Raw genomic sequence first — 13,154 nt, 5'->3', positions numbered from 1 at the left:
TAACTGACGTTCCCCGCACGAGATCTTCTACACGGAGGCGAGGGCTCAATGAGGAAACGTGCTGCCCGCCGCCATGATGGCCTTGAGGATCACCTCATGGATCTGTGACGGATCGTTCACACGGTGCGCGGAGCCGCCGGTCGGCCCGACGATGCGGTCCAGCGCCGACTTGTCGGCGTCCGGGCCGATCGCGACGGCGATCAGCGGCACCGGACGCCGCCGGTCCGACAGCTCCTTGAGCTTGCCGGCCAGGGCGTCCAGGCCGATGCCGTCCGCGTCGTCGTTGGCGCCGTCGGTGAGCAGGACCAGCCCGTTGAACTTGCCGCTCGCGTAGGTCTGGCACGCCTGCTCGTACGCGGCGAGGACCGTGTCGTACAGACCGGTGGCCCCGCCCGGCACCGGCGTCAGGGAGCCGAACGCGGCCGAGAGGTCCTCGCGGTGGGTGCCGCCACCGGCCCGGCCGGGGTCGCCCAGGCGGTCGGTCGGCGACACCGGGAGATAGTCGCGCCGGCCGTCCAGGCGGGTGGCGAACTTCCACAGGCCGATCTCGTCATCGGGGGTGAAGGCGGCGAGCCCCTGGAGAAGCGAGTTCTTGGCGAGGTCCATCCGGGACCGGCCGCCCTGACCGGGAACGGGCGTGGCCATTGACGCCGAAACGTCCACCACCGTAGTCAGACGGGCACTTTGCACCGTAATGGTCCACATGCCGAGCAGCGCCCGCAGTTCCCTGGCCGAGGGCGGGTCGGCCGGATCGGCGCCGTACGGCTGCGGGGCCCGGCCGCCGGCCGTACGCGCCACCTCGGCGACCGCCCTGTCACGGTCCGCGCCCCCGCTTCCGGTGCCCCCGGCACTTCCGATGCTGCCGGTACCCCCGGCCCGGAACCCGCGCTCCCGTAAGGCGCGCTGCCCCTCGGTGTCCCCCAAGAGCGTCATGAAACGGTTGGCGGCGCGCGACTGGTCGGGCGAGAGCCGGTCACCGGACAGGAGGGTGTACGGGTAGTCGAGATGGGCGGTGCCGTCCTTGGGATAGAACAGCTTCAGGCCGGGGCCGCCGCTGCGCCCGGTGTTGTGGGCGTAGGCGGCCTGTTCCGACAACAGCAGCGCCTGATTACGGCGCGGATTGCCCCGTTCCGCCCCGGAGTCGTCGTGCGGCAGTGTCGCCAGGACCTGCCCGTCACCGTCCGCGACCCGCTGGTGCAGCGCCTTGGCCGCGGCGGCGGTACGGGTGCCGGCGGCCTCCCGGCTCGTTGCCTCCCGGATGCTTCCGGCGTGGATACGGGCGAGCGCGAGCAGGCCCGTGGCGCTGCGGGCGGGGTCGGCGGCGCCCAGCCGCAGGGCGTCACCGCTCATGGCCGCCCGCGTCAGCTCGGGCCAGGTGTAGGTCCTGCGGGGCCAGCCCAGGGAGGCGGCTGCCGTGGGGGTGGCGCCCAGCACGACCGGGGAGGTGGCCACTTTGCCGACCGGCTCCGCCACTGTGCCCGTACCCGCATCCGTCCGCGCGTCCGCGTCCGTATCCGTGCCCGCGCCCGTGCTCTCGGCGGTGACGCGGTCCACCCACAGGCGGGAATCCGGCACCCACACCTGGTACTTGGGGCCCGCGCCGGAACCCCTGCCCCCGTCCCCGTTCTGGATGAGGGAGTCGGCGACCTCATAGGCTGCGCGGGCGGTGACCTTGACGTCCAGACATTTGCCGTCCGTACGGACCCGCTGGGCGCGCGCCTTGCCGGCCACCTCTTCGAGGGCCGGCGCGATGTCGGGCGAGGCGACCACGTCCAGCCGCATCGTCTTGTCCTCGCACGGTCCCTTGAAAGACAGCAGGTCACCGCGGAGTGCGACGACGGTACCCGCCGCCACCGCCAGGACGAGCGCGGTGGAGACGGCGACGGTACGGCGGCGGGCGCGGCTGCGGGCCCCCGTGCTGCCGCTCGCGGAGTCGTCGGGCAAGCTGTGACGTCCCATTGCGGTAGCGCCTCTCCTGATTCTCGATGCTCGATCGGGTTTCCATGGGAGAGGGGGAACGCATGCCACGTGGATGGCGCTCGTCCCCCGGCTTGTCGCGCGCGATCTTCGTACCTGCATTCGAGACCCTAGCGGGGCAATGGTGGCCAAGAAGCGGTATCGGGGAAGTGGAGGCAGTGGTGCAGTCGGACGCGAGGCCCGTGGCTGATGCGAATGTGCCTGGTCAAGGGGCGGGCGAAGGGCGTGGTGACGGGCCGTACGGCGCACCGCCCGGCGAAGTGGGTGACGGGGCGGCCCGGCGTGTCCTGCGCAACGAGACGCTCCTGGTACTGGCGCTCTCGCTCGGCGCGAGCGGGGTGTCCGCCCTGATCAGCTTCATCGGCTCGGTGACCAGACCAGGTGGCCTGAAGGACCAGGCGGCGACGCTCAACGCCTCGCACGCGCCGGGGCGGCCCTGGCTGGACCTGGCCTGGCAGGTGTTCGGGATCGCCACCGCGCTGGTGCCGGTCGCCCTGGTGGCGCACTTCCTCCTGCGGGAGGGGGCCGGCGGGCTGCGGGCGATCGGCTTCGACCGGCGGCGGCCGGGGACGGATCTGGCCCGGGGCGCCGGGCTGGCGGCGGTCATCGGAGGCTGCGGTCTGCTGCTGTACCTGGGCGCGCGGGCGGCCGGGTTCAACCTGACGGTGGTTCCGGAGTCCTTGCCCGACGCCTGGTGGAAGCTCCCGGTGCTGATCGCCTCGGCCGTACAGAACGCCGTGCTGGAGGAGGTCATCGTCGTCGGCTACCTGCTGCGCCGACTGGGGCAGACAGGATGGGCGCCGATGGCCGCACTGGCGGCGAGCGCGGTGCTGCGTGGCTCGTACCACCTCTATCAGGGCATTGGTGGATTTGTCGGGAACATGTGTATGGGCGTGATCTTCGTCCTCCTCTACCGGCGGTGGGGGCGGGTCGGACCGCTGGTCGCGGCGCACTCGCTCATCGACATCGTGGCGTTCGTCGGTTACGCGCTGCTCGCGGGCAAGGTGGGGTGGCTGCCGACGGTGTGAGGGCGCGTGGCGCCGTGACCGCAGGACGGGGCGGCCGGAAGGCGTGGCGGCCGGGGCCGGTGTGACGGATCAGGGCGCGGTGAGGAGTTCCCCGTCGATGACGGTGACGGCCGCTCCGGTCAGCAGCGTACGGTCGCCGCGCAGCGCGGTACGTACGAAGCCGGTCCGGCCGGCCGGACCCTGGAGGCCGGTGAGTTCGGCGCGGCCCAGACGCGCCGACCAGAAGGGGGCCAGCGCGGTGTGCGCGCTGCCCGTCACCGGGTCCTCGTCGATGCCGTAGGCGGGGAAGAAGCAGCGTGTGACGAAGTCGTAGCCGCTGTCGGGGGACGCGGCGCGCGCGGTGGCGATCACGCCGCGCCCGCCGTACGCGGCCAGCGCCCGCAGGTCCGGCTCCAGGGCCCGTACGGCCTTCTCGTCGGCCACCTCGATCAGCAGGTCGCCGACGTTCTCCCCGGTGAAGTGACAGGACAGGGCGGTGACGCCCAGGGCGTCGGCCACCACCCGCGGTACCTCCACGGGAGTCAGCGGGGCGGTCGGGAAGTCCATCGTGATCGAGCCGGTGTCCTCGGCGGTGGTGATCAGCACCCCGCTGCGGGTGGCGAAGCGCACCCTCCCCGAGGCGGTCCCGGTGGTGTGCAGAACGTGCGCGGTGGCCAGGGTGGCATGACCGCACATATTCACCTCGGCGGTCGGCGTGAACCAGCGCAACGCCCAGTCGGCGTCGCCTCCTTCGGGCAGCCGGCGGGCGAAGGCGGTCTCGGACAGATTGACCTCGGCGGCGACACTCCGCAGCCAGGCGTCGTCGGGGAAGGCCCCGTCCAGGAGGACGACTCCCGCGGGATTGCCGGAGAAGGGCCGGTCGGTGAAGGCGTCGACGATACGGATCCTCATGGCGCGAGCGTAGAAGTGCGGCGCGCCCGCGGACCAAGGCCAATCCCTGCTCACTGGACTGTCATGGGGCACCGGGTTCAGGCCCCGGGCGCCGGGCTCGTACACAGAGCGTCGGGCCTGGACGCAGGACATCGGGCTCGGACGCAGGACATCGGGCTCGGACGCAGGACATCGGGCTCGGACGCAGGACATCTGACATCACTGGTGACATCAGTGGCAGCCCGAACCGCAACGACACGCGACCGGTCAACCACAGGGTTCCTATGCCCCCGTCGCCGCCTGCTGTCCGATCCGGCGGATCGCCTCCAGCGGGTAGGGGGTCTCCCGGTTCTCCTCCTGGAGCCTGCGGAAGAAGTCCCACATCACCGCGGCGAGCGGCGCATGGCGGGTGATGATCGCCACGGCCGCCTCCGGGATTCCCGTGGGACGCTCGCCCTCGGCGCACGCGCGCACCAGCGCGAGGCGCTCGTCCCACCCGTACCCGTACAGGGCGGTGACCAGCCAGTACACCAGGTACGAGGCCGTGTAGCAGCGGTCGTGGCTGCGGTGCCGGTCGCTTGCAACTCGTTGTCCACCATGGCGCAGGCCCGCCCGGCCGCCTCGTCACCGGCCCCGATCTGAACGCCCAACCAGTCGTGCAGTTTGTTCGGGATGTACTCCAGGAACAGGATGAGGCTCGCCGTGGACTGCTGGAGAGCCTCGATCCGGCGGCGTACGCCCGACCGGCCTCCCCAGTAGGCGACAGCTTGTTCCACATCGTTAAGTTCCTCGGGAAGTGGCTGGCCAGACCCTGGTAGCACCCGCGAGTGGTACATCAGGGGGAAACCCTCGTGGTCTCCCGCGATCACCCAGTTCGTTGTCATGGTGTGAACGGCCAGCTCCCGCCAGGCTCCGAACCCCGGACTGCCGATACTGCCGATTCCGTACTGGCAGAAGGAGGGCACTGCGAACAGATTCGCCGTGGAGTGGACGTTCTCCGGCCGTCGCTCCAGATCGGTCAGGGGTACCTGCTTGACGAAGACCGGGGTTCCGTCGACTTCCAGGAGTACCGTCTCCCCGCCGATGCCGGAACCGACCGGTGTGGCTCCGTTCACGAGTTCGCGCAGTCTGCGATCACTGCACAGCGCCAATGATGTGGAAACGGCACTGTGGGCTGCCGGACGAGCACCGCGGGACATCTCAGGGCTCTGCACCTATGCCTCCATCCGGGCACCCGCCCCTCGTGCAGCCACTTCAACGAACGCCCGGGCAGGAGCTGGTCGCCACCCTCTCATGCTGAGCGCGACGACCCGTCTTCGCCGAGGCGAACCGTCGTCGGCCCAGGTTCGGTGACAACCGACCCGGGATCGCTGTCACAGGTCAACGTCGGGAGGCATCGAGGCATTGCCATCCGAGCTGTTCCGATATATCGTCGAAGCATCGCGAACAGTCAGCGATGGATTGGAGAGCAGGAATGCATCCTCACGCAGGTCATGGGCATCGTGAATCCGGCCGCCGCGGTGGCCGGGGCGACTTCGAGGGACGGTTCGAGGGGCGGCGTGCCGCCTTCGGTCCGTTCGGGCCGCCTTTCGGCGGGCCGCCGTTCGGCGGCCGGGGCCGGGGCGGCGGGCCTCGTGGCAGGGCGCGGCGCGGTGACGTACGCGCTTCGATCCTGTCGCTGCTCAAGGACCGGCCGATGCACGGCTACGAGATGATCCAGGAGATCGCCGAACGCAGCGGCGGAGCATGGCGGCCGAGCCCCGGCTCGGTCTACCCGACCCTCCAGCTCCTGGAGGACGAGGGCCTCATCAGCAGCGAGAGCGAGGGCGGCAAGAAGCTCTTCGCGCTCACCGACGCCGGCCGCACGGAGGCCGAAGGCGTCGCCGGCGTCCCCTGGGAGGACGCCGGGCGCGGCGTCGACTGGGAGGCCATGCAGGAGATACGGAAGGCGGGTGGTGGCCTGGTCGCGGCGTTCAAGCAGGTCTGGGACACCGGCACGCCCGAGCAGCGCGAGAAGGCCCTCGCAGTGGTCAACAAGGCCCGCAAGGAGCTGTACCTGATCCTCGCCGAGGACGAATAGGAAAGCAGGCGATCCGCCGGTGACGGCGGGGGCGCGCGGTACGCGGGGTCGTCACGATCCCTCGCGGCGGCCCCCGCCCACTGGTACGGCGTCCGGGTGCTCCTCATGGACAGGGGTAACAGGCGTCTTCGGGGTGACGGGCGTTCTCAGAGGTGAGGAACCGTTACGTCAAGGGAACGGCGCCCGGTCGGTTCCTGTCAGGAGCTTGTCAGGACGACGAGTTGCCGGGTCGCCCGGGTCATGGCGACATAGCGGTCGACCGCTCCTTCGATGCCCTCGCCGAACGTCTCCGGGTCGATCAGGACGACCAGGTCGAATTCGAGTCCCTTCGCCAGCTCCGGGGTCAGCGACCGGACGCGGGAGGTCGTACGGAAGGTGGGATCGCCGATGACGCAGGCGGTTCCTTCGGCGTTTGCGGCGAGCCAGGTGTCGAGGACCGGGCCCAGATCCGCGACGGAGCCGTGGACGACGGGGAGGCCGTTGCCGCGGACGGAGGTCGGCACGTTGGCGTCCGGGAGTGCGGCCCGGATGACCGGCTCGGCTTGTGCCATGACCTCTTTCGGCGTCCGGTAGTTGATGCTCAGGGAGGCCACGCCGATCCGGTCGAGCCCGACCCGCTCCAGCCGCTCCTGCCAGGACTCGGTGAACCCGTGCCTGGCCTGGGCGCGGTCCCCGACGATGGTGAAGCTCCGGGACGGGCAGCGGAGCAGCAGCATCTGCCATTCCGCGTCGGTCAGTTCCTGGGCCTCGTCCACGACGATGTGCGCGAACGGGCCGGCGAGCAGGTCGGGGTCCTCGGTGGGCACCTCGGCCTCGTTGACCAGGCTGACCTTGGCGTCCTCGCCGCGCAGCATCCGCACCAGTCCCTCGCCGTCGTCGCCGTCGGCGCCGGAGTCGGCCGCGGCCTGGATCAGGTTGTCGACGACCTGCTCCATCTGTTCCCGCTGGGCGGCGAGAACGGCCTTGTGCCGGTGCTTGCGCCGCGCCGCCTCCGGGTCGCCCAGCCGCTGCCGGGCCGCGTCCAGGAGGGGCAGGTCGGACACCGTCCAGGCCTGGGGAGCCTCCTTGCGTCGCAGTTTGCGTACGTCCTCGGGACCGAGCCAGGGAGCGCACATCCGCAGGTAGGCGGGTACGGACCACAGGTCACCGACGAGGTCGGCCGCCTCGATCAGCGGCCAGGCGCGGTGGAGGGTGGTGACCAGTTCTTCGTCGCGCCGCAGCGACCTGCGCAAGGCCTCGGGCGGGACCTGGCCGTCGTACTTGTCCGTCAGGATCGTGAGCAGCGCCTCCCAGATCTGCTCGCGCGCCTCGTTGTGCGGGGTACCTGGTTCCGGTGCCTCGAACGCCTCGGCCCAGTCCTCGGGGCTCAGCCGGATGTCGGCCCAGTCGGTCGAGACCGTCATCCCCTCGGCGGGCGGCTCCTCGTAGAACCTGACGGCCGTCTCGATCGCCTTCACCATGTCCGCGGACGACTTCAGACGCGCCACCTCCGGGTCTTCTTCGATCGCCGCTCCGGCTCCCTCGGCGACGAGGTCCCGCAGGGTGCAGATCTGTACGCCCTCCTCTCCGAGGCTGGGCAGGACGTCGGAGACGTAGGCCAGGTAGGGCTGGTGCGGGCCGACGAACAGCACGCCGCCCCGGCGGTGTCCGAGGCGGGGGTCGGAGTAGAGGAGGTAGGCCGAGCGGTGCAGGGCGACGACGGTCTTTCCCGTACCGGGACCGCCGTCGACGACGAGCGCCCCGCGGGATCCGGCGCGGATGATGGCGTCCTGGTCGGCCTGGATGGTGCCGAGCACGTCACGCATCCGTGCCGACCGGGTGCCGCCCAGGCTGGCGATGAAGGCCGACTGGTCATCCAGCGCGGCGTGCCCGACGAACCCGTCCGGGGTGAACACCTCGTCCCAGTAGTCGCTGATCCGGCCGCCGGTCCAGCGGTACCTGCGGCGGCTCGCCAGCCCCATCGGGTTGGCGTGGGTGGCTCCGAAGAACGGCTCGGCCGCGGGGGAGCGCCAGTCGACCAGCAGCCGGCGACCGGTGCTGTCGGTGAGGCCGAGCCGTCCGACGTATACGGGCTCGGGGCTGTCCACGCCGACCATGTGCCCGAGGCACAGGTCCAGGCCGAAGCGGCGCAGGGTGCGCAGGCGAGCGGTCAGCCGGCGGACCTCCACGTCCCGGTCCATCGCCTGCCGGCCTATGCCGCCGGGCGCTTTGAGTTCGGCGTCGAGACGGTCGGACAGATCGGCGATCGACTGCTCCAGGCACTCCGCGATGGCGGCGAAATGCTCTTCGTCGCGGGCGATCAGCGCCGGGTCGGCTTTGGGGGAGAGATGGTCGGGGAGGTCGAACGCGCTGGTGGTGAGGGGATTCACGGTAGGGCTCCGATGATCTGAGGTCGCTTGCGACCGTTGCGCGCGGCAAGGCGTCCGGACCGGTGAGAGAACTTGGTGGCCGCCGGGGCGTAGGGCCGTGGGGCCGGGTGGTCACGTGGGCTGGTGGTCGTTGAGGCTGGAGGTGAGGTGGCCGTGACGAGCAGCGCTCCGATTCCGGCCTCGGCCGGAGATTGTGCGGCACGACCGGGGCCTTGCCGCAAGCCCCCCAGTGCGCTATAAGTTAAGAGTGGCAAGGAATGGATATTTTTCCTTGCCCTTTTTCGTCCGCTATGGACGGACAATTCCCTCTGGAAACGGCGCTCGGGGAGCGGTGTCGCTCCGCGCTGTGCTGCGCCGCGTCGCGTTGCGCCGCGTACGACAGGGGCCGTCGGCTGCTCCTACGCTCCTGCGCTCCTGCGCTCCTCCGCGAGGATGAGGGCTCAGCAGCCGTACCCGACTTGAGTGGGACGCGCGAATGCTCCCTGCCGGGGATGCCGCGGCCTGCTGGGAACTGGTGGGGTAGAGGTGGCGCGGAATCGTACGGCGGGCGACAGCGGACCGGGTAGCGGCGCGGGCGACGCCATGAGACTCCATGAGCACTCCGCGAGGGCACGTGATGCCTCAAAGGCGGGGACATCGAAATGACGCCGGAACAACGCCGGAACGAATAAGGAAGGGTGGCATCGACGTGGATGCTGCGGCGCGGCAGGAACGGGTTCGGCGGGACGTGGAGGAGCGATTCACCGCCGAACTCGCAGCCGTGGTCTCCGCCGCCCGCAGACGGGCCACCCGCGACGGGAACCGTCAGGTGGACACCGCCCATCTGCTGCACAGCCTGCTGGAATCGGACCCGGCCGTACGTGCGGCGTTCGGCGGCAGAGGCCCCCGGACCGCCCGGCTGCTCGGCTATCTCGTACAGCGCAGCATCGGGTACGGACTTCAGTGGCACGGCACCGTCGAGGATTCGGGCGCGGTTCCGACGGTGCGTGAAGGCGGTGCCCCCGGCTGGTCACCCGCCGCGGCAGCCGCCCTGGACGGCGCGCTGGACCGTGCCCATGCGCGGTACGTCCACCGCGCCGGCTGCCTGGATCTGCTCGCCGCCCTTGTGGAGGACCCCGAGTCGCGGGCGGCGGAGGTGCTGCGCCGGGCCTCGGTGGACACGGAGTTGCTGGCGGCCCGGCTCGACGGGGACCGTTTCACCGCCGCGGACTGACGCGTCGTCGTACGGAAGACGGCTGCCCGCCGCCGGCCGGCAACTGCCGGTCGCCAGCCGTCAGTCGCCAGCCATCAGCCGTCAGTCGCCGGCCGTCAGGCGCCAACCTGCCGGCTTCCTGGCATGCCCGCCCCTCGGCCGGTCAGGAGCGACAGGTGCTTAAGGGGTGACGCTCATGACTCTTCCTGCCATGATGACCCGATGCGCATGTCTTCGGGAAGTGGAGCGAGCCGGGGCAGACAGGTCGGTCTCGGCCTGGCCCTGACGTCGGCGGTCGCCTTCGGCGGATCAGGTGTCGCGGCCAAGCCGTTGATCGAAGCGGGGCTCGAACCCCTGCACGTCACCTGGCTACGGGTGGCGGGGGCCGCCCTGGTCATGCTGCCGCTCGCCTGGCGCCACCGCGGCCTGCCGCGCCGCCGCCCCGCTCTCCTCGTGGGCTTCGGACTGCTCGCCGTGGCGGGCGTCCAGGCGTGCTACTTCGCCGCCATCTCCCGCATCCCGGTCGGGGTCGCCCTGCTCGTCGAATACCTGGGGCCCGCGCTGCTGCTGGGATGGGTGCGCTTCGTCCAGCGCAGGCCGGTGAGCCGCGCCGCGGCCGTCGGCGTCGTGCTGGCGGTCGGCGGACTGGCCTGTGTGGTCGAGGTGTGGTCGGGGCTGAGCTTCGATGTGATCGGGCTGGTGCTCGCGCTCGCCGCGGCCTGCTGTCAGGTGGGCTATTTCGTCCTCTCCGACCAAGGCGGCGGTGACGGTGACGGCCGGCGCGGGGGCGGCCCGAGTGGGGACGGCCTGAGTGGGGACGGCCTGAGTGGTGACGATGCCGGCGAGCGTGCGGCGGACCCGTTGGGCGTGATCGCGTACGGCCTGCTGATCGGCACGGTCGTCCTGACGCCGATCGCCCGGCCGTGGCGACTGGACTGGCCGGTGCTCGGCGGCAGCGCGCGGATGAACGGGACGGAAGTCCCCGCCGTCCTGCTGCTCCTGTGGGTCGTGCTGATCGCCACGGTGCTGGCGTACCTCACCGGAGTACTCGCGGTACGCCGGCTCTCGCCGCAGGTCGCCGGAGTGCTGGCCTGCCTGGAGGCGGTGATCGCGACCGTACTGGCATGGGTGCTGCTCGGTGAGCGGCTGTCCGCGCCGCAGATGGTGGGCGGTGTCATCGTGCTGGCCGGCGCGTTCATCGCACAGGCCGCCACGCCCAAGCCGACCGGTGACGCGGCCGATGCCGCGGTGGTGGCCGGTGGCGGCCCGGCGGCGAGCGACGCCGTACCGATGACGGACGGCCTCGTGGAGGACGGCCGCCTGACGGTGAAGTAACGACGCTGCGGAGACGAACGGCCCCCGGCGAAGAAGGAATTCGCGCCCGCACGCGACCTCACGGCGAGGGGCGACGCCCCGGATGCCGCGGCGGGTCCGGCCGATCGGTGACGTCACACAGCATCCGGGACCCGGACGGGTCGGCACGCCCTGAAACGGCTTGTCGTCCGCTTCGCCCACCCCATAAGGTGACGATCATGCATGTGACTGTTCTTCCTCCGCCCGCCGCCTGACGCGGGCGGCGGTCTCCGAGGAATCGCAACCAGCTCGGGCACGGCCCCGAGGTGGTCGTCGCTGCCCGCACACGGGACCACGCGACCAAGGCGCGGCGCCGTACGCGCGCCGCCCCGGATTTCCCGGAGAAGAACTCTCATGCATGCTTCGTCCACCCCTGCCCTGTCCGTGGGCCGGGGAATGCTGTACGTCACCATCGCCGCAGCCGCCTGGGGAACGGCGGGTGCGGCAGCCGCGTTCCTTTACCGGAGCAGCGGCCTGGGCCCCGTGGCGCTCACCTTCTGGCGGACCTTCGGCGGCCTGGTGGTACTGCTGGCCGTACGGGCGGTGACGCGCCGGCGCAGGGCCGCGGCCCTGTCGCGCGTTCGCTCCGGCGCGGTGGGCCCCAAGGAACCGGCGCGGCGGCGCGTCGCGCGCCGCACCGTCACCGGAGTCGCGCTGGCGGTGTTCCAGGCCGCCTACTTCGCGTCCGTCCAGGACACCGGACTGGCCGTCGGCACGGTCGTGACGATGGGCGCGGGCCCGGTGTTCATCGCGGTGGGTGCCCGGCTGACCCTGGGCGAGCGGCTCGGCGCCGGCGGCATCGTGGCGGTCGCGGGCGCGCTGACCGGTCTGGTGGTGCTCATCCTCGGCGGTGGCGGAGCCGGTACGGTCCGGCCCGCCGGCGTCGCCTTCGCGCTGCTGTCCGCCGCGAGCTGCGCGGTCATGACGCTGGCCGGCCGGCGACCGGGACGCGGAGCTGCCGATGGCGGCGGCGATGCGTACGGATCGACGATCGGCACCTTCGCCGTCGCCTCCGGATGCCTGCTGCCCCTGGCCGCCGTGGAGGGGCTGTGGCCCCACGCCCACGAACTGGCGCGCAGCCTCTGGCTGATGGGCTATGTCGCGGCCGTGCCGTCCGCGCTCGCCTACGGCCTGTACTTCGCGGGTCTGGCGGCCGTGCGGGCGGCCACGGCTTCGGTGATCTCGCTGGTGGAGCCCGTGACCGCGGCGGTCATGGCCGTACTGCTCCTCGGCGAGCGGCTGACCGCGGCGACCCTGGCCGGTACGGGTGTCCTGCTGACGGCCGTCGCGGCCCTGGCCGTAACGGAAGCCCGCACCGCCACTGCCGCCACGGCGACCACTGCGACCGCGATGACCACTGCCGCCGCGGCCGTCACCGCGACGACAACGGTCCGGATTCCGGCCTCGGATCCGGCCTCGACGGCGAACTGACCCACACCCCGTCTCGCGCCCGCCCGCCCGGGCCCGCCGCGCCGCCACCTCACCCCTCCGCTCGTCTCTCCCGGCCATCGCGGCGCCGGGAGGGACGAGCGGGGCAGGCCCGGGCGACGGCGTCACAGGCTCTCGGTCTCAGCGGCGGCCGGGGAGGTACGCGGGCTCGGCGATGCCGGGGGCGAGGTCGTCGGACGGTATGGGGGCGCCGTACACGGGGGACACGGGGAGCACGCCGCTCCAGTACGGGAGGGAGAGGTCCTCCGGCTCGTCGTTCGGCCCGCCGGTGCGGATCTTGGCGGAGACCTCGCGCAGGTCCAGGCGGATGACGGCGGTGGCAGCGAGCTCCTTGTCGTTGCCCGGGCGGGAGTCGGCGGCGCGGCCGGGCAGGACATGGTCGACCAGCGCGTCGAGGGCGGCCGTCTTCTCGGCGGTGTCGGTGACCTGGTGGGCGGTGCCGTGCACCACGACACAGCGGTAGTTGATCGAGTGGTGGAAGGCGGACCGCGCCAGCACGATCCCGTCGACATGGGTGACGGTGACGCATACCGGCAGCCCGGGGGCGGCGCCGTCGGTGCCGTGGGCCCGTCCGGCCTCACGCAGCGGGCGTGAACCGGTCGAACCATGGAGGTAGAGACGGTCCTCGACCCGGGCGAACAGGGTGGGCAGCACGACCGGCGCGCCGTCGCGGATGAAGCCGAGATGGCAGAGATAGGCGGAGTCGAGGATGGCGTGCACCGTCTCGTGGTCGTACGCGGCGCGCTCACGGGCGCGCGTCGGCACGGTCCGCTCGGTCGGTGCGTAGGACGGGGCCTGGGCTGCTCGGGTCATTGCCAACTCCATTGCACTAGTGC

At 71.5% G+C, this 13,154-nt stretch carries 9 protein-coding genes and 1 pseudogene; 5 read left to right on the top strand and 5 right to left on the bottom strand.

The features are described 5' to 3' along the window. Positions 1 to 45 precede the first annotated feature (45 nt). Entirely contained in the window at positions 46 to 1,959 is a 1,914-nt protein-coding gene (locus KGS77_RS02685; protein ID WP_242578506.1) for a substrate-binding domain-containing protein, read from the bottom strand. 278 nt (positions 1,960 to 2,237) lie between these two features. Here KGS77_RS02685 and KGS77_RS02680 point away from each other — a divergent pair, with 278 nt between their 5' ends. After that, entirely contained in the window at positions 2,238 to 3,005 is a 768-nt protein-coding gene (locus KGS77_RS02680) for a CPBP family intramembrane glutamic endopeptidase (RefSeq protein WP_242587257.1), read from the top strand. A gap of 69 nt (positions 3,006 to 3,074) precedes the next feature. Here the strand turns inward: KGS77_RS02680 and KGS77_RS02675 are convergent, their stop codons facing one another. After that, positions 3,075 to 3,896 carry a PhzF family phenazine biosynthesis protein gene (locus tag KGS77_RS02675; protein ID WP_242578505.1) on the bottom strand — a complete coding sequence of 274 codons (822 nt, stop codon included), beginning with the start codon at positions 3,894 to 3,896 and terminating at the stop codon, positions 3,075 to 3,077. Positions 3,897 to 4,157: 261 nt separating this feature from the next. After that, positions 4,158 to 5,074: pseudogene (locus KGS77_RS02670) on the bottom strand (protein kinase family protein). A gap of 275 nt (positions 5,075 to 5,349) precedes the next feature. On the opposite strand from KGS77_RS02670, the gene KGS77_RS02665 reads away from it, so the two are divergent. Further along, entirely contained in the window at positions 5,350 to 5,955 is a 606-nt protein-coding gene (locus KGS77_RS02665; protein WP_242578504.1) for a PadR family transcriptional regulator, read from the top strand. Positions 5,956 to 6,152: 197 nt separating this feature from the next. Here KGS77_RS02665 and helR read toward each other — a convergent pair whose 3' ends face one another. Beyond that, complete coding sequence (helR, locus tag KGS77_RS02660) at positions 6,153 to 8,324, bottom strand: RNA polymerase recycling motor ATPase HelR (protein ID WP_242578503.1); 2,172 nt, start codon at positions 8,322 to 8,324, stop codon at positions 6,153 to 6,155. 688 nt (positions 8,325 to 9,012) lie between these two features. On the opposite strand from helR, the gene KGS77_RS02655 reads away from it, so the two are divergent. The 3 genes from KGS77_RS02655 to KGS77_RS02645 all read left to right on the top strand — a co-directional run bounded on the left by KGS77_RS02655 (position 9,013) and on the right by KGS77_RS02645 (position 12,300). Further along, positions 9,013 to 9,537: a Clp protease N-terminal domain-containing protein gene (locus tag KGS77_RS02655; protein WP_242578502.1), complete on the top strand. Its 525-nt coding sequence runs from the start codon at positions 9,013 to 9,015 to the stop codon at positions 9,535 to 9,537. 201 nt (positions 9,538 to 9,738) lie between these two features. Next, complete coding sequence (locus KGS77_RS02650) at positions 9,739 to 10,851, top strand: EamA family transporter (protein WP_242578501.1); 1,113 nt, start codon at positions 9,739 to 9,741, stop codon at positions 10,849 to 10,851. 372 nt (positions 10,852 to 11,223) lie between these two features. Continuing rightward, positions 11,224 to 12,300 carry an EamA family transporter gene (locus KGS77_RS02645; RefSeq protein WP_242578500.1) on the top strand — a complete coding sequence of 359 codons (1,077 nt, stop codon included), beginning with the start codon at positions 11,224 to 11,226 and terminating at the stop codon, positions 12,298 to 12,300. A gap of 138 nt (positions 12,301 to 12,438) precedes the next feature. Here the strand turns inward: KGS77_RS02645 and KGS77_RS02640 are convergent, their stop codons facing one another. Then, entirely contained in the window at positions 12,439 to 13,131 is a 693-nt protein-coding gene (locus tag KGS77_RS02640) for a pyridoxamine 5'-phosphate oxidase family protein (protein ID WP_242578499.1), read from the bottom strand. Positions 13,132 to 13,154 lie beyond the last annotated feature (23 nt).

The sequence above is a fragment of the Streptomyces sp. MST-110588 genome (genome assembly GCF_022695595.1).
Taxonomy (GTDB): Bacteria; Actinomycetota; Actinomycetes; order Streptomycetales; family Streptomycetaceae; genus Streptomyces.
The sequence above is the reverse complement of the archived record's forward strand: the minus strand, read 5'-3'. Positions and strand labels throughout refer to the sequence as shown.